Origin of the sequence: Gardnerella bivia, from assembly GCF_049262715.1 — a bacterium.
GTDB classification, from domain to species: Bacteria; Actinomycetota; Actinomycetes; order Actinomycetales; family Bifidobacteriaceae; genus Bifidobacterium; species Bifidobacterium vaginale_A.
The window spans coordinates 1,067,262-1,090,968 of the sequence record NZ_CP058399.1 but is presented as its reverse complement, the minus strand read 5'-3'; the positions used below and the strand labels follow the sequence as shown (position 1 = coordinate 1,090,968).

Genomic DNA, 23,707 nt, shown 5'->3' with positions numbered 1-23,707 from the left:
ACGTTCAATCGGTCGAAGCTAATGCTTCCTCTCAGCCTTGCGGCTCCCGAGTCAATATTTTTATAAACAAGGCGAACGCAAAAATCTATAATTGCGAAAGCCTAACACTACAACATTACACGTTAGTAAGACATATTAAAAGACGTACGTCAAAAAATCTGATTATAAGCAAAAATCAAATATATTGTGAAAGAAATAATAAAACCTAGGCTTCACACCTAGGCTTTACTGATGGTCGGGGTGACAGGATTCGAACCTGCGACATCCTGCTCCCAAAGCAGGCGCGCTACCAAACTGCGCTACACCCCGATGCTTTTAACTGAAATCCAGTTCCAAGCACAAGTGATTAGTGTAGCGCAAATCATCGCTCAACACAAATGCGACACGCTGTAAATATATAAATTATAAAAATATATTTCCAATATGTGTTTAAAACACGTCTTATTAAAACTCGTTTTATATACGAATAATTCTAACAAACTAAACAAACCCAAACACTAAACAAACCCAAACACTAAACAGCATTTCAACACGCACTAATACAATATACATGAAACAAGAAAGGTTAAATGATGGGTAAATTCCAACGCGCAGAAGCAGCAGGTCTTATATCATTCCTAGTCTGCGCAATACTAGCTATAGCTATCATGTATATTTACATGGGTACTATGCCAGCCATTTGGCAAGTAAGCCAACGTTTATTCACAGTTGCCTCAGGCACAGTCGCAATATGCAGCATGGGAGCTTTCATAGTAGGATATTTACGCACTCATGGAGAATTCGACAAAAAACGCTTAATAAAAATCATAAAAAACACTTTTGAAATAAGCGCATTATCAACTATTTACGGCGCAACAATGTTTCTCATGTCTTTCGCACTACTATCAATAATCAATAGCATTGTAGGACGAGCAGTTGTCAACAGTTATCTTCCTATACTTTGCTCAGGTCTTTCAGGAATAGTAGGATACGCAACACTAGTGCAAGCTGAACTATTAGAAGCAAAAACCGTTGCATCATTATTACCTATTTTTGTTATCTCAGGAGCAGCAACAGCTGGACTAACATCAGATGATCCATACTGGTATAACAATAATTTTTCACAATTAGGAGATCGAACAACATTTGCAGCTAGCATGTTTAACGCAACACTAATATTGGCTGGAATTTGCATTATTATTACAAGTTACTTCGCAATTGAAGAATTCATAGAAGCTCAACACACTCTTAAAAACAAAATACAATCAGATACACAAACACAAGATGAGCTAAACGAACAAACAAACAACAAATGCAATAATCATAAAGATCATCCTATAAAATATTTTTATATTCGCACTAGCATTATGGCTACCCTACTGATTCTTGGAGGAATAGCATTCATAGGAATTGGAACATTTAGATATACTCCTCACCCATTCATACACGATTTATGCGCTCGCGGTGTAACACTATTAGTAGGAGCAGTTCTTATTGGACTTCCATGGCTAGCACCGCAGCTTTCAAGAACTTTTTATATAGCATCCGATTTAGCAATAATTATTACTTCATTAGCTGGAACTCAATGGTTAAATGGGCACAACACTCTAACAAATGTTGAAGCACTATCATGCCTTCTATTTTTAGGATGGATTATAGTATTTTCTCGACAAGTTGCAGCACTACAAAGCGACAGAATACAAGGTAACTCATATTCACAAAATAAACATAATGCGTAAAATACAAAGATTCTACGCATTATGTTTCAACTATGTGATTGTTTGCGAAATAATTTTTATACACTTTTTGACTAGCAATCAAAATGATGAGTTTTGTAAAACTACGTATAAGCTTGCTGACAATGTAATTTCGCACTCATCATGTACTAGTGAGGCGTGGAAAAAACTTAACGAACAATAAAAAGCGAAACGGTATTTAAAAAAGTTGCACCTAATCCAAACTCTTTATAAAACTAAAGTAACCTAAAATCTAACTTTTACTATTACAAGCAACAACATTTAAACGAACGTAAAAAGTTGAAGCTCCTGTGAGGTAAGTATTTTCCACGCTTCACAACAACAGTCATATTCTGTAAACAAACGTATACGTTATTTGACGCTCTACTTCTCGCTCATCAAAAGCAAAAAACTCCTTGAATGTGCAACGATATTAAAACCAGATTCATAATGCAATTGTGGACCTTTAGGATTATTAGTATCAACAACTAAAGTCCATTTTTCACCATATCTTTTATCTGGCAAAGTGAATGTAATAGGCTCATAATGTGCGTTAAAAATCAATATGAAGTCATTATCTACCATTCTCCGTCCATACCAGTCAGTTTCTGGAATATCTGAACCATTCAAATAGATCATAACCGACAACGCGTGAGTATTAGTCCACGCATGCATATCCATAACAACACCGGTGTGATCAAACCACTCAACTTGCGGAATTTCTGAAACATCATCATCCGCTTGACGACCAGTAAAGAATCTACGACGATGCAATACAGGATGATCCAATCTCAAATGAATTAGTTTCGAAACGAAATCAAACATTTCTTGTTGAGTTTCATTCACTTCCCAATTCATCCAAGAAATACTGTTATCCTGACAATATGCATTATTATTACCATTTTGAGTACGCATAATCTCATCGCCAGCACAAATCATAGGAATGCCCTGACTCATTAACAAAGTTGAAAATAGATTACGCATTTGGCGCTGACGAAGATCATTTACATCGTGTATACTTGTTGGTCCTTCAACACCGCAATTCCAAGAGCGATTATCGTTAGCACCATCATTATTGCCTTCTTTATTTGCTTCATTATGTTTCTCGTTATAGCTCACTAAATCATTCATAGTGAAACCATCATGAGCAGTAATAAAGTTCACAGAAGCAACAGGCTTTCGTCCATTTTGCTCATACAAATCTGAGCTTCCCATAAGACGGCTAGCAAACTCAGGCAGTGTTGAAGGCTGAGAACGCCAAAAATCGCGAACGCAATCGCGATATCTTCCATTCCACTCAGACCAACTTGGAGGGAATCCTCCAACTTGATATCCCCCAACTCCAATATCCCACGGCTCAGCAATAAGCTTAACACTTGAAATAATTGGATCTTGCTCAATAATATCGAAGAACGCTGAAAGCTTATCAACCTCTTGGAATTGGCGAGCCAAAGTTGCAGCTAAATCAAATCGGAAACCGTCTACATGCATTTGAGTAACCCAATAACGTAAACTATCAGTAATCAAACGCAAAGCTTTAGGCGAGCGCATAAGAAGAGAATTACCTGTTCCAGTAGTATCAAAGTAATGTCTTTGATCGTTGTCAACCAAACGGTAATAAGCACGATTGTCAATACCACGGAAACTTAAAGTTGGACCTCTATCATTACCTTCAGCAGTATGGTTATAAACTACATCGAGAATTACTTCCATACCAGCAGCATGATAAGCCTTAACCATTGCTTTAAATTCATTAACTTGTTCTCCGCGCTGACCAGAGCTAGAGTATGAATTTTGCGGAGCAAAGAATCCAATTGTGTTATATCCCCAATAATTACTCAAACCTTTATTTTGCAAGAATGAGTCATTTACAAATTGATGAATAGGCATTAACTCTATAGCAGTAACACCTAATTTCTTCAAATAACTAATAACAGTTGGATGAGCCAAGCCAGCATAAGTTCCACGAATTTCCGGAGGAACTTGACGATCTAAATTAGTCATACCACGAACATGAGCTTCATAAATAACTGAGTCATGGTAAGGAATCATAGGGTGCTGATCATTACCCCAATCAAAGTAAGGATTGATTACTGCAGCCTTCATTGTATGAGATGCAGAATCTAAAGTGTTCATTGCTGTAATATCGTCTGGATTATTAAACCAATAAGAAAATAGGCTTTCATCTCCGTCAATATTACCCTCGATAGCTTTCGCATAAGGATCCAGAAGTAACTTGTTTGGATTACACCACAATCCGTGCGCTGGATCGTACGGTCCATGAACGCGATACCCATAACGTTGACCAGGCTGAACACCCGATATGTAAGTGTGCCACACATATGAATTTTGTTCTGCAATATCAATACGAGTTTCATTATCTTGCTCATCAAACAAACATAATTCAACACGCTTTGCTACTTCTGAAAATAGCGCGAAATTCACACCCGCGCCATCATACGTGGCACCAAGCGGGTACATAGAACCTGGTCTAATCTGCATAATCTAAGTATCGCATATATTTTTGCAAGTTTCATGAATATATTAGCGTTTCTTTAGAAAAGTATAAAGAATACGCTAAAAATACTTTTATTGTGCAAATTTTTGTTTATAAACAGCCTTATTTTGCGTGTTGTTTCAGAAATTTATCAATAAAATTTATGTAATTAAAACAAACTAAAACGCAAAAAGCTACATAGAAGTAACTATAAACACGCTAAAACTAGTGAATTACATAATTCCACGGATCTGTAGACTCTTTAAGCAAAACAACTTGAGGAGCACTACCGCAAATAGATTCAACAGCTTTAGATATGTCTTCAACAGCATAGTTAAACCACAATGACTCTATTGCACTATGAGCAGTATTAATGAGCATAGGCTTAAAATTAGAATCACATGAATCCAATAATCCACAATTTTTACGCAACGAAAACTCGTAACGAGCTTGCTCTATAGCATCAAGAGCAGGATGATGGCGCAAATCACTTGTAACATATACATCTGCACCACTTGCTCTAACTTCATTAAATAACGAATCCCCAGACCCAGGCAAAACTGCTATTTTAGAAACTTGAGCATCAGTATCGCCACAAACTTGTATTCCAACTTCACTATGAGGTATTGCATTAAACACTCTATTAGCAAATTCACTCAAGCTAACTGGACTATCTAATTCTCCGATTCTTCCTAATCCAACTTCATTACCATTAGAATCTTTCGTTTGAAAAACTAGAGGATGTTGATTAAACAAACCTAAAGAATCAGCTGCAGCATGCGCAACTCCCCTGTAAGCGCAATCAGCGTTAGTATGACCAACCCATAATCCGCAATGATTTTCTACAAGATTACGAACAATTTCACCACGTACTGAACGACCAGAAACTTCATGTACAGCACGGAAAAATAGAGGATGATGAGTTACTAATAAATCAGCACCCATATTGCACGCGCGCTTAACAACTTCTAAAGTAGGATCAACTGCGCATACAATACGTTTAACAGATGCAGACATATCTCCAACAATAAGTCCAGGCTCATCCCAAGATTCAGCAAATTCAAGAGGGTAAAGCGATTCTAACGCTTGTACTGTTTGAAATAATGACGCCATAATTTTCTCTTTTTCTATCTTTTAGCGTTTCTTAGTCTTCCAATATTAAACAACTATATAAATTAGTGAGCAGCCAATTGCCAATCAGAACCTACACCTGTTGAAACACTTAGAGGAACACTCAAATCAACAGTATGTTCCATAGCATTACGAACAATATTTTCAACTTGTTTTAACTCTCCGGGAGCTATTTCAAGAACAAGTTCATCGTGTATTTGCAATATAACTCGACTTAAAACTCCGTTTTCACGCAAATCATTATCTACTTTAATCATCGCCATTTTCATAATATCTGCAGCAGTTCCTTGAATAGGAGCATTCAAAGCAGCACGCTCAGCAGATTCACGAAGAACACGATTTTTAGAATGTAATTGAGGGAAATATCTTCTTCTACCAAACATAGTTTCTGTATATCCACGGCAACGAGCTTTATCTACTAAAGATTCCAAATAATCATGAACTTTACCAAAAGTAGCAAAATACTTATTTTTCAACACCAATGCTTCTCTTGGAGCAATAGAAAGCTGTTTCGCTAAACCATAAGTGCTTAAACCATAAGCCAAACCATAACTCATAGCTTTAACATGAGTACGCTGATCAGAAGTGACTTCATCCATAGGAATTGAATAAACCATACTTGCTACGTATCTATGGAAATCAACACCAGAACAAAATGCTTTAATTAAAGATTCATCTTTAGAAGCATGAGCCATAATACGCAATTCCACTTGCGAATAATCGCAACTCATAAGCGATTCATAACCTTCACCTGAAACGAATGCAGCGCGAATTTCACGACCTTGAGCATTACGATTAGGTATATTTTGCAAATTTGGATCTACTGAACTTAAACGACCTGTAGCTGCAATAGTTTGCTCATAGGTAGTATGAACTCTGCCATCTTTATAATGAGCTGCATCTATAAGACTTTGAACAATTTGCTTCAACTTATTAGTTTCACGATGCTTAAGTAAAGCTCCTAAAAATTGGCTAGCTGGCTCATCAGGATCTATTTTCGCATACAATTCTTGAAGAGCTTCAGCATTTGTAGTTAAAGATCCACTTTTAGTACGACGAGTTGGCTTTAATGCCATATCTTCGAAAAGGATTTGTTGCACTTGCTTAGGGCTTTGCAAATTAACATGCTTACCTGCAATATCCCACGCGATATTTTGAGCCAATTGCGAATCAGAAACAAATTGATCACGCATCTCAATTAAGCGATTCATATCTACAGCAGCACCGCAATCTTCCATTCTTCTAAGAACTCTAGAAATTGGCATTTCAAGGTTTAACATCAATGATGTTTGCTTACGTTCGCTAAGAATTGGCGTAAAATACGTAAATAACGCACGAATAAGAATAGCTTTAGTAATAAGTTGTTTAAAACTATCTGATTCTTGTACTGATTGCTGTTCTAAATCAGCAGAATCTGTATCAAGAAGAATATCTAATTCACCTTGCTTAGTAGCTACTGTTTCGTTAGACGCTTCAATCTCAACGCCAAAAAAGTGTTTTACAACTCCTTCAATAGTTTCTGACTTTGAATCAGGCTCAACAAGATAAGCAGCTAAACGAGTATCCATCGCAGGAGTGAAATCATTTGAAGAATCAATAACTGTTAGGAATCTTAATAATGCTAAATGTTTTTTATAATCATGAAGAACTACTAACGAAGAATATTTTCGTATATATGATCGCAAAGCATCAAATATTAGCAAAATTGTTTTCTTATTAGAAGAACTATCATTATGGTCACTATTATGCGCGTTAGCAGAAGAATCACTAGAAAGTTCAGTCGCTTTGTGCAAATTAGATGAAGAATCACAAATATTATTTCCGCTAGAATCTACATTATTTCTCAGCAAATTAGACAAGAAAAGTAATTGCGAAGATTGCAATTTAATAACAGCAACTTTAGAATCTACCATAATTACAAGAGAGTCCGCACGAGGGACACCATTATAATTATCATGCTGAGTTTCATTTGCATAAAGCACAAGCGGACATTTAATATTTTTCTCATTATTATCAGAATCCAGCTGAGAATTCAACTGGGAATCCAGATAATCCGAAACAGAATTAAACCAATCATTTACATCTTTAACAGAAGTTATATTAGTAACTTCACATTTGTCAATCTCATCTTCTAAATTGTCTAATTCGCTATAATTTGAATTCTCGAAAGCTTTATTTGAATCACAATTACTAGAATTACTAGAACTACTAGAATTACTACTTGTAGATTCTTTAGAATAATTATCTTGCGAAGCATGAAGCATAGTATACATGTCGTCGTCCAAATCTTTTTTATTATAATTGAACACACGCATTATTTTTCGCTTCTTATTCTCACCAAATTCCAAACGAGAAAGAATAGAACCTAATTTAGAAGCATCAACCGCACCATAACTTAAATCGTCAATTTTTATATCTAAATCTACATTTCTAACAAGTGCATTAACTTTACGATTCAAACGGATTTGCTCAATATTATCTCGTAAAGCTTCACCTCTTTTACCAGTAATTTCATCAGCATGCGCAAAAATACTTTCTAAATCACCAAACTGATTTATCCATTTAGCAGCATAACCATCACCAACTCCAGGAACACCAGGAATATTATCGGATTTTTCACCACGCAATGCTGCTAAATCAGGATATTGATTAGGAAAAACTTGATATTTATTAAACACTTCCTCAGCATTCATATGTTTCAAATCTTTGAAATGCTGACCAGGATACAACACTGTAATATGATCATCGATCAATTGAAAAGCATCTCGATCTCCAGATAAAACTAAAGTTCGATAATTATCCTTTTCACCCATCGTAGCAATTGTTGCAATAATATCGTCACCTTCAAATCCGGACTTTTCTACGTAAACAACACCTAAAGACTTCAATAATTCTTGCAAAATTGGAAATTGAGAAATCAACTCTTCTGGAGCAGCATCTCGCGTGCCTTTATATTGAGGCAGCATTTTATTTCTAAAAGTTCCACCTTTAACATCAAAAGCAATCGCTAATTTATTTGGCTTTTCTGATTCAATAACAGTCGAAAGCATGGTCATGAATCCCCAAATAGCATTTGTTGACTGACCATCTCGAGTTACAAATTTTTCTGAAGGTATAGCAAAAAAAGCACGGAACGCAAGCGAATGGCCATCAACAACCAGCAACGTCCCTTTCTCGTTCTTTCTATCTGAAGGTTCGACGATGTTGGAATTCACTGTTGACCACTCACCTACATTCCGTATAACTATAACTTATTTTTAAAAATAAAATAACAAAAAATATCACTACTCTTCAGATGGCTTATCATCGCTATATTTCGCGATAATTGCCATAGCAAGACGCTTCTTAGGAATACGCTGATCCATAGAAGTCTTTTGAATCCAACGGAAAGCTCCTTGCTCAGAGAACCCAGCTTTATCCATAAGCATGCCTTTAGCTCTATCTACAAGCTTACGCTCTTCAAGAGTATCTTCAGCTTTCTTAAGCTTTTCAACAGTTGCACGCAACTGATCTTCAGTATCATGAAGCTGAGTTTCTGTACGCTCAACGCTATCAAGCAAATCATTGATTTCACCAAAACGACCCATAGCAACTTCTAATGCAGGAAGAAGTTTAGACTCCTCATAAGGCTTAGTAACATAAGCCATAGCACCTGCGCCTGTTGCTTTCTTAACTAAATCAGTTTGAGAATATGCAGTAAGCATAACAACTGGAGCAATATTTTCATCGCAAATAGTAGCTGCAGCTTGAATACCATCAACAACCGGCATTTTAACATCCATGCAAACAACATCCGGATGATGTTTACGAGTTAATTCAATTGCCTCTTCACCGTTAGCAGCTTGACCAACTACTTTGTAACCATTGTCTTCAAGCATTGCGACTAAATCCATGCGATTAACAGCTTCATCTTCTGCAACAACTACAGTGCGCATTCCATCATCTACATTAGATTCTTCACTAGGATTTTCATTAGCAGCGGCTTTAAGCTCCTCATCAGTAAGCACCACAGGCATTTCGCCAGATGCTTCACCATCACGTAATTCAGACATACAAACCTCATTTCCTTGCCCAACTTTAGGCAACACCGCCGTGTATCTTTTAGCGAGCGCATGCCAACAAACACTTCATTCACATATACCACACGGTAGTATGTGTAATTTTTACCCAATTCAGGCATAACGCGCACAACGTTCGTGAGTATCAATCGTACATATAAGCATGTATAAGACGCGCAAGTGGCAACGCTTTTATATAAAAAGTTAAGGCAGTAAAAGTAATTTTTATAATCACAAAAGATATCACAAAAGATATCACAAAATAGATAACAAAGATAACAATGTAGATATTGCAGTTAACATAGATACACTAACGCATAATGGAAAAGCACGTTTGTAATCGCTTTTATGCAATACTCGTATCAATGAAATTCCTTTAATGAACATAATTGCAAGAACAGCTAATTGCAAAATACATTGAGATATAAATAAACATAATCTAAAAGTATTAAACGCGAAACCTTGAATCAATCCGTCTTTAAAATTAACTCCAAAATGCCAAACAGATGGCATAAAAGATGGGAAAATCAAACTAGCAACAGAATAAAAAGTCATAAAAACTAATACCATAACTACTACATAAGAGCACAAGGTCTGCCCTGCTTTTTCACCAATTCGCACCATTGCAGTTAGCTTTCCGTGATTTTTATCTACATTTATATCTCTAAGATTGTTAATCATCATTAAGCATGCAGAACAACCTCCTGGAATAAAAGACATTGCAACACATGCAAAAGAAGAAAGCGGAGAATTTATAACAATATGATTTGAAATTCCAATTCCATAAAAAATAATGCATAAAGTTCCAATGAATGCAACAGGTCCAAAAAATGTAAATGCGCTTATTTCCCCAAAACCGTAATATCCATACGGATGTTTACCTCCTGCATAAAACCATGCTGAAGCTAAACATAAGATACCTATTAAAATAAACGACCATAATCCTGAGATAACAACAGCAATCAAACCGCATAAGCATCCGCATAATGCGCAAATAATCATAGCGTTACGAACTTGATGTCTTGTAATACCAGCATCAGCTAACTTCCAAGAAACATCGCATAATGATGACTTATTCTTCTCTTGAAAATCATTATTGACTGTATTTCGCAAATTGCGATTATCATCCAAACCTTTAATGCCATCGCAATAATCATTAGCGTAATTAACAGATATTTGCAAGAAAAGCGCGATACCGATACAAAGTATGAATTGTATTATTAACCTAAAAACATTAGTTGAACTAATAAAACAATATGAATTTCTAACTACTCTTAAAGCCACAACACCAGCCATAACAACTGGAACTAAGCCAATAGGAAGCGTGTATATGCGAGCGCCTTTAATCCAAAACTTAATATTATTCATTACACACCTCAATGCTTTTAACAAAACGCTTGAATGTTAAAACAACCTATATTCAGATTTACACATACTAAGAACTTGCATCACACTATGTATGGAGCGAAACACGAAATAAGTATAGGAGCAACAAGAAGAATCACAGAAATAGTAAATATAATCAAATCGCGCCAAGTGAATGAATATTTATAATATGAAGATGCGCTATTTCTAAGATAAAATCCCCTATGTTCTGCAGCTAAAGCACACGAATCTGCTTTGCGCACAGAAGTTATAACTAAAGGCACAATTAAAGGAGCCATAAGTATTAACTTTTTAAAAGGATTCTTCGTATCAAACTCGACTCCTCTAGCAGTTTGAGCTTCACTAATAGCAGACATTTCTTGTGCGAAAATTGGCACAAAACGAACAGCAGTAGTAATCGTAAACGCATAACAATATGGAATATGCAAATATTGAACTATAGAATTTGCAAGATCGTTTAATTTAGTTACATTAAAAACGCTAACTAAAGGCAATGCAAAGCAAAATAGTTTTAAAGAAGATTTTGCACTAATATCAACACCACTTTGAGTAAACCATAAAAATATATAGTGACCTTTTTGCATAACAATTGTTTGCATAATAAACATAACAAGAGTGAATACAATAACAGCTTTAATAAGAGTAAGCATAGAAGAGAAAATATGTGAACAAGCTATTGATACTAATGTAAGAACTATTAAAGCAATAAGAACACTATACTGTTGAGCAATAAACACACTTATTACTGCACTTGTTGCAAGAGCAAGTTTAGCAATAGGATTTGCTTTATGAAAAAATGTATTTCCATGCTGGTAAGTCAATAATTTCGTTTTCATAAATATCAGCTACCTTACTTTTCACAATTAAAATCTCTATTTATTCGCGATTTAGCGTTTCGCAATGCTTCTACAAGTTCAGATCTAACATATAAACCATCACATTGCTTAAAACCGTGCTCAACTAAACCTTTAGAAACAGAACAAAGTAATGGCGGACATAATGAAGCAGCTTTAGTAACTTCTGGATTTTCAAAAACATCGCGAGCACATCCATCAATAATAAGTTTCCCATCATTGATTGTTATAAGACGAGTTGCGTAATCAAGTACTACTTCCATATCGTGGCAAACCATAATCACACAACATCCATGATCTCGCAAATCTTCAACTACTTGCATAATTCGAACGCATTCGCGATAATCAAGACCACAAGTCGGTTCATCAAGAACTAGTATTTTAGGACACGTTACAACAGTTGCAGCCAATGCGACCATTTGACGCTGACCGCGAGACAACATGAACGGAATATCAAGAGGGTTAAGATTAAGTTTTTCAATAACTTCCATTGCATGCGCTTGAGCTTGATTAGAATCTTCACCAATTAACTTACAACTAAAAGCTACTTCTTCAAGAACAGTTTCTTTGCATAATTGATAATCAGGATTTTGGAATAATGTAGATACATATTTTGCTATTTGACTGATTCGTAGCGTTTTAGTATCAATTCCATCGATTATTACACTACCTTTTGTAGGTCTTAATAAACCGTTGATAATCTTTGTAATAGTTGTTTTACCAGCGCCATTTCTTCCAATTAACGCAATCAATTCACCACTGTTTGCATTAAATGAAACATCTTCAAGAGCTTTAACACCATTTGTATAAGCAAAACTCACATGATTCAGCGATAAGCATGGATTTGCAAAACTATTAGATTTTATAATGCGAGAGTCAGAAAGTTCATTAACAGATTCTAAAATATTTGCATTATTTTCATCAGAAGTTTCAGAAATATTAGAAGAATCAAAAGTATTAGAAGAATTAGAAGAATCAGAAGTATTAGAAGTATTAGGAATATCAGATTGCAAAGTTTTAACAATAGTATCTACAGTTTCTTCAACTCCAACAGTAAGCTCAGAATTACTACAAATTTGTTCCTCTTGCAATTGCTTAATTAGATGAGTAGTACGCGGATAATTGATACCAACTTCACTAAGCAAATCAGCATTTTTAAGAGCAACTCCTGTAGGAGCATCCATCACAAGCTCACCTTTAGAAAGCACAATAAGACGCTTACAATACTCGCTTAATAAAGCCACTTTTTGCTCAATTACTACAACAGTAATACCAAAGTTTCTATTCAAATCTCTTAAAACATCGAAAATCATACGAGAAGAAACTGGATCTAACGCACAAGTTGGCTCATCTAATACCATAACTTTAGGTTTTAAAGCCAAAATAGCAGCAATAGCAACCTTCTGCTTCTGACCTCCAGATAGCGTATCTAAATCACGATTACGCAAGTTAGTAATACCAACAGTTTCAAGAGCATTCTCTATACGAGGAAGGATTTCATCGTGCGGAACTGAAAAGTTTTCTAAACCAAAAAGCAACTCGTCTTCCACATTTGCAGCAACCATTTGAGCGTCAATATCTTGAATAACAGAACCAATTAAGCAAGCAATATTAGTAAGTTCAAGACTATTAGTGTCATATCCTGCAATATTCACAGTTCCAGAAAGATGTCCTGAATAATGATGAGGAATAGCACCAGAAAAAAGCGAAGCAAGAGTTGTTTTACCAGCGCCACTTGGTCCAATAATTCCAACAAATTCACCTGTATAAATACTAAGATTTACTTTATTAAGAGCAAAGTTAAGATTACTTTCATTATGTTTCTTATCTTTAGACTCATTATTTCCATCACGATGAATAATGTATTGAAAAGATACATCGTTTAATTCAAGCAATGGCTTAACACTGTTGGAATCATGAGTTTCTTCCATAATCTCTTTACGCTGTCCCGTCCGTTCAAGTAAGCGATTGTCTGAAATCTCTTCTTTTTTTGTTTGCATAACAATTCTCAACTCTAACACACTCGCACAAACACACGAATTTTTGCATAAAACAACGCCACAAGTTGGCACTAACTACATTCATAGCTAGTGCCAACCCACGCTTAATTCATAACTACGCTTAATTCATAACTACGCTTAATTCATAACTACGCACACTATGCCTACAAATAATAACAAATAAAATTACATGCATTTTACGTAGCTGAATTCACTTACTTATGCAATACAAGCCTTATTGGAGTGTAAAGAATCTCAACAATAATAGCATTAAACGCAGCAGTGCCAAAAATAATTGGCAACATTCCTATTATCATTTCTGGGGAATGCATAATAAAGCAAGTAGCAATAGAAGCGAAAATGCAGCCAGAAATTACTGTTGTAACAAAAGTAGCAATAAATGGGAAAACACTTACTTTACGAGCAGCATCCTTTGGGAAGAGATGGACATATCCAATTAAAATAGCTGTCATAATAATTGCAGCAGGAATATCACACGCATATTCAAGGAATGGAATCGAAGTATTAAGTTGAATTAATGTTGCAGCAAGGGCTCCAATAATAGCTCCTTGATAAATCTTTGGACGAACTAATAAAATCGCCAAGCAGAAGGAAGCAATAACAAACTCAGGCTGGATATTTCCAATACGAAGAGGTTTAGCAACAGTAAAATCAAGAATGCATCCTGCAGCAAATAAAACTGCAACTAAAACTAATGAAGTAATATCTAAAGCATGATGCTTTACTTTCACATTTTGCATCATTGATGATGCGTCATAAGTTGTTGGATTGGTAATATTAGCGTCAACTCCATTTTTTTCATTCATTTCGTTATCCATGATTTCTCTCCTTGTTTATGCTCTATAAGCGAATATAGCGCAATCGAATTTTTGTGATTTTGAAAATTAAGCTTGTTATACAAAAAGACCCCCGGTTTACCCGGAGGTCTTTACAAGCTTTACTTTATTTGTGCAGCTTCTAAAACTTCAGAGTAAACTTACGCCAAAGAGAAGTCTGCCACCACCACATACGAACAGCACTACGAACATCGAGAGATTGAGCATTCATGTTACGCATGATATCTACCTCCCAAATTCATACACTTACAGTGGTTATTCACAAAACTTAATTCAAATAAGATATAAGTTTGTGTTGTCATTGATGCTAACACTATAAGCGTACAAAAGCAAATATAATTTGAATAAAAAATAAATATAGCGAAACAAAACAACTTGAAAAACTATAAAATAAAACAAAAAAATAAAACAAAAAAAGCAAAACAAAATAACTAATTTAAAGATGAAGATTCAAGATGCAACTTAACTCTAATAATACGGCGAACAGACTCGTCAATACGTTTCTCACTTATAGAACCATTTCGAACAGCTCTCAATACGGATTTATAAGCTACAGAAAGATCTTGAGGGCACAAAAGCATATCTAATCCAGCACGAATACCTTGAACTGCTGCTTGACCTGATGAGAAAGAATTAGTTATAGCACCCATACCCATAGAATCAGATATAAGAACACCGTCATACTTCAACTTTTTACGAGCTAAACCTGTAACAATCTTTTCAGACATGCTCGCTGGAGTATTATCGCCTGTAACTTTCGGATAAGACACGTGCGAAACCATAATAAATTGCACTCCAATTTCAGACGCGTCTTTGAATGGTTTCAAATCAACATGTTCCAATTCTTTTTCATTAAGATCAGAAATAGTAATACCTTTATGAGAATCCTCTTTAGTAGAACCATGACCAGGGAAATGCTTATAAGTAGCAAAAATATTAGAAGATTGCAATCCTTGTGTAAAAGCAGAAGTCATATTAGTTACAAGATTAGGATCAGAACCAAATGATCTTTTACGCATTAGTTCATTATTCGGATTAGTTAAAACATCTGCTACAGGAGCAAAATCAACATTAAATCCTAGATCAGAAAGATACTTGCCCATATATCTTCCAATTTGCAACGCTTTGATAGTCTTTTTAGACGCACCAACATCGCTCATATTAGGAGAATCTTTAACATTCATAGCATGATTTTTACTAACACGAGCTACAGTTCCACCTTCTTCATCTACTGAAATCAATGCAGGCAAACTAACTCTAGATTGACTTAAAGATTGAAAACTAGATATCATATTTTTAGTTTGATTTGGATCTAACAAATTTTCGGACTTATACATGATTCCGCCAACAGGAATCGCGTAAAATCTCTTATATGTTGCTCTATTTGTGGAAGTAACAGCATTCTTCACACCAATCAATTGTTCAGGAGTTACCATAAACATTTGAGCAATTTTATCTTCTAGAGTCATAGATTTCAGTATTTTATCGACTTCTTCATTTGAAACATTAAAACGAAAACGATATTTTTTTGTAGCATTATGAGATTTATCTCTAGAATTAGATAGTATACTTTCTCGCGAAGATGCATTAAAACCGCTAGGCAAACTATTTTCATAAATTTTATAAGCGCCAAAAATAATTACAGATATAACAGAAATAATTGCAATTACAGACACAAAACTTATAAATATATTTCGCAACGAAAAGCTGTGAACACGCCGCATACATACACGCGTTGCGCGATTTGCATCACGTCTTATGCGTGGGTTCGAGTGAGCCGAAGACCGCGGATCTTTGCAATTAAACATATTCACCACCACGTTTTGATTTTACGCGCTTAAACTTATCAATAATTTAAACTTTTATAAACTTATAAAAGTTTAAAATACTCATCAATTCTTAGAATCTACTTTGCAAATGTATCCTGTTTTGCCGGAAAAAGTGTCATGCAAATAAGAAGAATTATAAAGATTATCCCTCTCATCATTCCAAGACCATTGATCCCCAACTTTCCACAACATAAGATAAAACTCAGGAGAACCATCTCGATCATTACGACTTGGCTCACCTTGCATCCAATTTGTATAAGTTGTTTTTTCACCAGTTATCCAATGCGCGAACACATCTCCATTTGGTCGCTCAGACGTATATCCACCGATCCAAACATACTTAATATCATTTTCTTCAGCTAATTGAATAAGTTTATCTTCTTCATCTTTAGTAGGAATAGTTGCTAAATGCGCTCCATCTTGCATACACGCAGCGTTAGCTTCAGTCCAAGTAACATCGCCTTTATGAACTGTGTAAGAAGCTTTCTGAACCTTTTCTCCTCTAATAGGATTAAACGGAAGATCATCGCCTATTCCGCCAGAATAACTATGCTTAGAATCAGCAAGAAGAGCAGAAATAACACGATCTGCATATGGGTCAGCAGAAGAATCAGAATCGTATTCAAGACAATAAACATTATCTTGGTTTGCTTTAATGCGATCAAGAACCTCGCTCATATCTTTGATAAATTTCAAGTTCCAGAAGTATCCACCAGTTTGTTCAGCAATAGTTTGCAAATAAGTTGTATTCGCATCTGCAGTACCAATCAAATAAATCGGAATACCTTTATCCTTTGCAAACGAAATTACATCATCCATACTATGCTGGCTCATATTATCTTCGCCATCTGTAAACGCAATAACGCAATTAGCTCCAATTCTTTTAGAAGCATTAGTAACGCCAGTGTACAAAGCATCGTATAAAGCAGTATTACCGTAAGGCTCCATATTATCTATGCCGTTTAGAAGATTATCTTCATCTTTCGTATAAGAAGCCATATACATCAAATAAGTATCAAAAGAAATAACTTCAGCTTTATCTCCAACTTTATAATTAAGAGCTCTAACGAAGTCTTTCATTGTATTTTTCATGATGTCCATTGAATTGTACATAGAATACGACTTATCGAGCATAATTTCATAGCCAACGCCTTGCTTGTCTTTTATACGCTCAATATTGCGAATTCTACGTTCAATATCTGAACCTTTACCAACTTTTTCTTTAATAGCTGCAGTTGGAGATTCAATCTCCAAAGATTCTCCAGTATTATCTGTCACAGAAAAATACAATTTAACATGAGGATAATCTCTAACGTCAGAGCCAACAATTCTTATTTTGTAATTATCAGCTACGTTTTGAGTAATCGCTGAACGAAGTTTACCGTATGGCATTTGGAAGCGATTTACCCAATTATAATAGGAAATCAATCCAGCTGGAACAGTAATAATAAGAATCGTGCAAATCACAGATACGATTTTCACCCACAAAGGCCAAAGAACAATTTTTGAATACACATTCTTAGTACCATAAGCAACATTCTTAAAACCATTAGCAATAGATGAAATAGCAGAGTCCATTGCATCATTAGGTGTCGAACTAAGAGAATTCGAATAATAATACGGCGAAGAACCAGATGGTACAGAAGAGCTAGATGATGCAGAGCTAGATGATGCAGAGCTAGATGGCACAGAACTAGATGTCACAGACGATTGAGCAGGAACTCCAGCAGAAGATTGAACGCCAGCAGACGAAGACGCACTATTTGAAGGAATTCCTTTAGGATTTCCGTAAGGTCTTGTTGGATAATTTGACGAAGGATTTGATTGAGGAGCGCCATACGGTCTAGAATATTGAGGATTATTCCCAACTGAATATGAATTATTAGGCGAATACGAACCATTATTTTGATAAGAATTAGAATAAGACGACTGCCCAGATCCTGGTTGACTCATATGAGAATTAGGCTGATAACCGTAGCCTTGATTAGATGAATACTGTGAAGATTGGTATTGATTCGACTGACTGTATGGAGAAGATTGAGAAGACGAAGAAGACGAAGAACCGTTTCCAAAAGAAGGTTGATGCAAAGGTTGATTCGGAGCCTGATTCAGATTATTTGTATGAGGATTATTTGTATGAGGATTTACATTGCTAGAACTAATATCATTATTATTTAAATTATTATTTCCACTAGAAGCAGAAATATTAGTGTTATTGAATCGTGAAAGATTATTCGGAGAATTATTAAACGCTAAACCCTTACTAAATTGAGTAGATTGATTAGTTCTACTAAAATTCGGCTGATTCGATAACGACTTTTGCTGATCTAGAATGTATGTAGGTTTAGAATTTGAATCATCTTTTCTTACAAGATTATTACCGCAGTTTTCACAAAATTTAGAATCCTCAGAATTATTATATCCGCACTTCGAGCAATTCATATCTTCTTCTCCAATGTATTTTAACGAAATAAAACGCCTAAAATAAACACTATAAGTCAATTATATACAATTAAAATATAGACACAAATTATCAATATCAATCAAAATATGCATAAAACTCGAATACAGTAAATACATCCAAAGCGATAAAATCAAAAATCTAGATATCACATGACATCGCGTGATATCACGGTTCGGGGTGCGCAAAATGCGCTGAGATTACACCCGTTGAACCTGATCTAGCTAGAACTAGCGAAGGGAATATCATATAAAATGCTTAATAACGATAACAAACACGAAAACATGATTAAAAACGAAAATACATATTTCGATACATCATTTTCAAAAAAAGCGCGCAAAAGAATGTTTATAAATGACGTAAGAAAATGTATTGAAACAGTACACAAAAATAATCCTTTAACGCATTGCATAACAAACATAATTGTGCAAGACATAACAGCTAATGCACTGTTAGCAGCAGGAGCATCTCCTATTATGGTATGCGATCCGAAAGAATCATATAATATTGCAAAAATCTCATCCGGAGTGCTCGTAAACGTTGGAACATTCCAAAAAGATTCAAGATCGCGCGCAATATACAGTTCTATTAAAGGTTGTGAAGAATCAGGAACTCCATGGGTTTTAGATCCTGTTGGAATTGGATTAGAAGCATTAGAAACTAGAAATAATTTTGTAAAAGATATAATAAAACATAATCCAACTGTTATACGCGCTAATGCGTCTGAAATTCTAGCTCTTTCAGGAATAAAAAGCGATATGAAAGGCGTTGACGCTAAAGATACAGTTGACAACGCTATCCAAGCAGCTAGAAAACTAGCCAAAAAATACGGGTCTGTTATATCAATTTCTGGAGTAGAAGACGCAGTTTACGCACACGGATGCTTCGCTAGAATAACAGGCGGAAGTAAGATCATGACAAAAGTGGTTGGCACTGGTTGCACTCTTGGAGCACTAATAGCAGCTTATGTTGGAGCAAACCCAGAACGACCATTAGCTGCAACAGTAGCAGCTCACGTTCACGCTAAAGCTGCAGGATCATACGCTGAACAACTTTCAATAGCACCAGGAACATTCCGCACTTTGTGGATTGACGCATTATCAACTCTAAGCGTTGAAAAAATGCTAGAACTCACAAATATAGAGTTCACTATTGAACCAACAGATTGGACTTTGTACTTAGTTACTGATCCTAAAATGAGCAACCGTGCTGAAGAAGACGTAGCTGTAGATAGCGTAGAAGGCGGAGTAACTGTATTACAACTACGAGATAAATATTGTGACGATGCAACAATTTCTTCTAAAGCTATAAAACTTAGAAAAGCGTTAATAAAATCACGTCATGCAAATGTACCTATTTTCATTGATGATTCAGTCAACGTTGCTTCTAAACTCGGATTTAATTTGCATATAGGTCAAAAAGATATGCCATTCGTTGAAGCACGCAAACAGATTCCTGCAGAATGGATGGTTGGATTATCTTGTGCAAGACCTGATTTAATGGAAAAAGCTTATAGAGAGTGCAAAGAACACGATGTACCTCTTCCAGATGTAATAGGTATTGGAGCAGCTTTCGCTACAACAACTAAAGAACACGATGTGCCACCACTTGGAATTGACGGAGTTAATGAAGTAGCTAAAGTAGCTCATAAAATGGGTGTAAAAACATTAGCTATCGGAGGAATCCACGAAAATACAGTATTCCCTATTAGAAATCTCGAAATCGATGGAGTATGTACTGTTTCTGCACTTATGCGCGCAAAAAACCCTAAAGAAGTTGCAAAAACTCTAAAAGACGTAATAACAAAGTAAAAAATCAAGAAGAGAACTTGAAATGCCTTAAAGAATTATCTAAAGCATTATAACGAGCTAAAACCCCGATAAGAGGACGACCTAAACCAGTTATAAGCTTTATTGCTTCAGTAGCCATCATTGCACCAATAATAGCTGCAGTAGCGCCTAAAACGGCAGACTTTGGAACAATTTCTTCAGGAGGAGGGCAAGGATACAAATCTCGTAAATTTGGACCTTTAAATGGAACAAAAACGCTTACTTGACCTTCATAATAGAGCACAGAACCGTAAACTTCTGGAGTTCCTACACTCCAAGCAGTATCTGCAATCAAAAAACGCGTTTCAAAATTATCACAGCCGTCAATTATTAAATCATGATTCTTTGCAAGTTGTTCAGCGTTATCTTTATTAAAACGTGACACAAGATTTATTTTTAATCCTGGAGATAAAGCTTGCAAACGCTTTTTAGCAAGTTGTGCTTTAGATTCTCCGCATTGATTAACAGTGTATAAAGTTTGCCTTTGTAAATTAGAAAGCTCAACAACATCATCATCACAAATAGTTATTTCACCAACGCCAGCAGCAGCAAGAGAAAGCAAGCATGGAGAACCAAGCCCTCCAGCGCCAATCATACAAACTTTCGCATTACGCAATAATTTCTGATGCTCATAAGTAAAATACGGCAAGAGCTTGTTGCGGCAAGTACGCTCATCCTCAAGCTCCTGCACGTTATCATAAGTTTTATCAATCAACATTTAATCACTTATAATACAGAGTCAGCCCAAGCGCGACCTTCAACAGGAGAAGAAGCAAGTGCATGTTCACGCTTAGGGATACGACCAGCATCATGAGCAAGCTTTCCAGCTTTCACTGCAGCAGCCATTGCATAACCCATCTTCACAGGATCTTGGCAACGAGTTACAGCACTTGCAAGAAGCACTCCAGAACATCCGAGTTCAAATGCTTTAACAACATCTGAAGCAGTACCAACGCCTGCATCCAAAATCACAGGAATATTTGATTCATTGCTTTCTTGAACAATTAGCTCAATATTTCTAGGATTTAAAATTCCAAGCCCTGTACCTATTGGAGCACCGCCCGGCATTATAGCTTTCACACCAAGCGAAACTAATCTACGAGCCACAATTGGATCGTCATTCGTGTAACACAGCACGCTAAAGCCTTCTTCAACAAGCTTTTCAGCAGCGATCAAAACTTCACGAGTATCTGGAAGCAAAGTATCATCGTCTGCAATAACTTCAAGCTTAATCCAATCGGTTCCAAGAGATTCGCGAGCCATTTTTGCAGTAAGAACAGCATCATGAGCAGTTTTGCATCCTGCAGTATTAGGCAAAACGTTAATATTATGACGCTGCAACATGCCGTAAATATCAACTCCAGTTTTTGCATGACGGCGGAGCGCAACAGTTGCGACTTGTGCACCCGAAGCCACAAGCGACTTCTCCATAATGTCAATGCTAGTCATACCACCAGTGCCAAGCAAAAGCCTTGAATGTAAGGTTTTGCCGCAAAGCTGCCATGAATCACTATTCTCTTCTACATTGTCTTTAGAATTATTTTCTGTCATTTTAAGCCTTTTATATAAATTTTTACAAAGATACTCAAATTATTTAAAGTCATCCGCCTTGTACTGCGCTAAGAATCTCAATTTGATTTCCATCACATATAAGCGTTGATTTCCATTGAGCACGAGTTAGCACATCATCGCCAATCGCTACTGCTATGCCAGGACCCGCATCAGAGCCATATCGTTTCGCAATAAGCTCAGCAATTGTTAAGCCATCTTGCACTTGAATAGTTTCACCATTGACGATGATTTGCATAATTCAACCTTTATTAACGTCTATTAAAAAATTTAATACTAAAAACGTGCAGGATCACAGCTTTCCAAGAATCCCTTTTCCTTTTCTGTAAGCTCTTGCTCAAGCACAAGCTTTGTAGTTAAAGAAGATCCTAAAGCTGTAAGCAAAATTCCATGACGGAAGTAGCCTGTAGAAATCGTAGTATGAGTCTTAGGATCAATACCAATAAATGGTAAATCGTCTGGAGTTCCAGGACGACCTCCTGCAGTAACTTCTGTAATAGAGCATTCCTGAATACCAGGAAGCACGCTTGCTGCATCGCGAAGCAAATCAAGAACTCCACCAACTTTTGGAATATCACGATCATCTTCACGAGATGTAGCACCAAGCACAAGCTCGCCAGTTTCTTTAGCGCGAGGAACTAAATACACTGGTCGATCGTGCACAAAACCTCGAACAACAGAACTCAGAATTGGACGCAATGGCTCCGGAATCGTCATTCGAATCATATCTCCCCAAACAGCGCGAAGCTTAAGCTGCGGAAGCATATCTTTTGCACCTAAACCAGAAGCCAAAACTGTATCTGGACCTAAATCATCTGGAGTGCTCGAGCGGCGTTCAATCACAACTCCGCGCTTTTCAAGTGCATCAATCATTGCTGCAGTGAAAAGACGAGGATTTATTTGATGATCATCTGGAACACTCACAGCGCCAGCAATAGTTGGCGAAAGAGCAGGCTCAATCTCACGAAGCTTACTAACAGAAATATGCTCAGCTCTACGTCCGTAACGGTGCTGCAAATTTAGCAACTCGTTTACGTGCTCGTTATCTGCTGCATCGCCACCAATTACGTAAGATCCGCACTCTAAGTAACCGGTTGGCTTATCAGTATACTTTGCAACCGAATCAACTAATTCCTTGTACATTGTTGCAGACTCAAACATAAGTGGATATAACGCTTCTTGCTGATATTGCATTTCTGCTGTAGGAGCTAACATGCCGGCAGCATGATGAGAAGCGCCAGAAACTGGATTTGGATCTATAATGCTGACTTTAACGCCAGCTTCCGTGAGTCTCCACGCTGTTGCTAAACCAATGATACCTGCACCAATAATACGAATATTTCGCATGATACTCCTTCCTACGGCGGCATTACCCGCATCAGGTTTCCGGTCGGCTTTCGCCCTCTCAGCCTGTATAGAACAAGCTCCCGTGATAAAAAGTCTTGATAGCTCAAGACCATGCATAGTATAACTCAAAGCTCTAATATAAGAACTTCACACAAAATAAACTTAATAATATAG

Annotated in this window: 16 protein-coding genes, 1 tRNA gene and 1 riboswitch; of the genes, 2 read left to right on the top strand and 15 right to left on the bottom strand. The window is 36.3% G+C overall.

Translation table 11 applies throughout. From position 1 onward, the window contains the following. Positions 1-232: 232 nt before the first annotated feature. Positions 233-309: transfer RNA gene (locus HXT27_RS04310), tRNA-Pro, on the bottom strand. 263 nt (positions 310-572) lie between these two features. Between HXT27_RS04310 and HXT27_RS04305 the strand changes: the two genes are divergently transcribed. After that, on the top strand, positions 573-1,718 hold the full coding sequence (locus HXT27_RS04305) for an ABC transporter permease (RefSeq protein WP_075523270.1): 1,146 nt from the start codon (positions 573-575) through the stop codon (positions 1,716-1,718). Positions 1,719-2,099: 381 nt separating this feature from the next. Here HXT27_RS04305 and glgX read toward each other — a convergent pair whose 3' ends face one another. The 10 genes from glgX to HXT27_RS04255 all read right to left on the bottom strand — a co-directional run bounded on the left by glgX (position 2,100) and on the right by HXT27_RS04255 (position 18,769). Beyond that, positions 2,100-4,217, bottom strand: coding sequence for a glycogen debranching protein GlgX (gene glgX, locus HXT27_RS04300; RefSeq protein ID WP_075523115.1), 2,118 nt, complete (start codon positions 4,215-4,217; stop codon positions 2,100-2,102). A gap of 220 nt (positions 4,218-4,437) precedes the next feature. After that, positions 4,438-5,325, bottom strand: a complete 888-nt coding sequence (locus HXT27_RS04295; protein WP_103042952.1) for a Nif3-like dinuclear metal center hexameric protein — start codon at positions 5,323-5,325, stop codon at positions 4,438-4,440. A gap of 62 nt (positions 5,326-5,387) precedes the next feature. Continuing rightward, positions 5,388-8,558, bottom strand: coding sequence for a DNA polymerase I (gene polA / locus HXT27_RS04290; RefSeq protein ID WP_103042951.1), 3,171 nt, complete (start codon positions 8,556-8,558; stop codon positions 5,388-5,390). A gap of 69 nt (positions 8,559-8,627) precedes the next feature. After that, positions 8,628-9,395: an ANTAR domain-containing response regulator gene (locus tag HXT27_RS04285; RefSeq protein WP_075523118.1), complete on the bottom strand. Its 768-nt coding sequence runs from the start codon at positions 9,393-9,395 to the stop codon at positions 8,628-8,630. 261 nt (positions 9,396-9,656) lie between these two features. Continuing rightward, positions 9,657-10,769: a 1,4-dihydroxy-2-naphthoate octaprenyltransferase gene (gene menA, locus HXT27_RS04280; RefSeq protein WP_103042950.1), complete on the bottom strand. Its 1,113-nt coding sequence runs from the start codon at positions 10,767-10,769 to the stop codon at positions 9,657-9,659. A gap of 80 nt (positions 10,770-10,849) precedes the next feature. Continuing rightward, positions 10,850-11,623 (bottom strand): energy-coupling factor transporter transmembrane component T family protein, encoded by a 774-nt coding sequence (locus HXT27_RS04275; protein ID WP_075523120.1) that lies wholly within the window; start codon positions 11,621-11,623, stop codon positions 10,850-10,852. Between the two features lie 14 nt (positions 11,624-11,637). Further along, entirely contained in the window at positions 11,638-13,572 is a 1,935-nt protein-coding gene (locus HXT27_RS04270) for an ABC transporter ATP-binding protein (RefSeq protein WP_233186120.1), read from the bottom strand. Positions 13,573-13,856: 284 nt separating this feature from the next. Continuing rightward, a complete protein-coding gene (locus tag HXT27_RS04265) occupies positions 13,857-14,480 on the bottom strand; it encodes a hypothetical protein (RefSeq protein ID WP_103042949.1) in 624 nt (207 codons plus the stop codon). A 449-nt stretch (positions 14,481-14,929) separates the two neighbouring features. Beyond that, a complete protein-coding gene (locus HXT27_RS04260) occupies positions 14,930-16,306 on the bottom strand; it encodes a glycoside hydrolase family 3 protein (RefSeq protein WP_103042948.1) in 1,377 nt (458 codons plus the stop codon). Positions 16,307-16,390: 84 nt separating this feature from the next. Continuing rightward, on the bottom strand, positions 16,391-18,769 hold the full coding sequence (locus HXT27_RS04255; RefSeq protein WP_233186094.1) for a VWA domain-containing protein: 2,379 nt from the start codon (positions 18,767-18,769) through the stop codon (positions 16,391-16,393). Positions 18,770-18,954: 185 nt separating this feature from the next. Continuing rightward, positions 18,955-19,048: riboswitch (TPP riboswitch) on the top strand. Between HXT27_RS04255 and thiM the strand changes: the two genes are divergently transcribed. Beyond that, a complete protein-coding gene (gene thiM, locus HXT27_RS04250; RefSeq protein WP_103043267.1) occupies positions 19,043-20,599 on the top strand; it encodes a hydroxyethylthiazole kinase in 1,557 nt (518 codons plus the stop codon). Its footprint overlaps the riboswitch before it by 6 nt. Before the next feature lie 4 nt (positions 20,600-20,603). On the opposite strand, the gene HXT27_RS04245 is transcribed toward thiM, so the two are convergent. Genes HXT27_RS04245 through thiO form a run of 4 tightly spaced genes read right to left on the bottom strand, consistent with a single transcriptional unit; the run spans position 20,604 to position 23,533 of the window. After that, a complete protein-coding gene (locus HXT27_RS04245) occupies positions 20,604-21,335 on the bottom strand; it encodes a HesA/MoeB/ThiF family protein (protein WP_103042947.1) in 732 nt (243 codons plus the stop codon). 8 nt (positions 21,336-21,343) lie between these two features. After that, on the bottom strand, positions 21,344-22,168 hold the full coding sequence (locus HXT27_RS04240; protein WP_103042946.1) for a thiazole synthase: 825 nt from the start codon (positions 22,166-22,168) through the stop codon (positions 21,344-21,346). A 49-nt stretch (positions 22,169-22,217) separates the two neighbouring features. Further along, positions 22,218-22,424, bottom strand: coding sequence for a sulfur carrier protein ThiS (gene thiS / locus HXT27_RS04235; RefSeq protein ID WP_103042945.1), 207 nt, complete (start codon positions 22,422-22,424; stop codon positions 22,218-22,220). A 38-nt stretch (positions 22,425-22,462) separates the two neighbouring features. After that, positions 22,463-23,533 (bottom strand): glycine oxidase ThiO, encoded by a 1,071-nt coding sequence (thiO, locus tag HXT27_RS04230; RefSeq protein WP_103042944.1) that lies wholly within the window; start codon positions 23,531-23,533, stop codon positions 22,463-22,465. Positions 23,534-23,707: the final 174 nt, after the last annotated feature.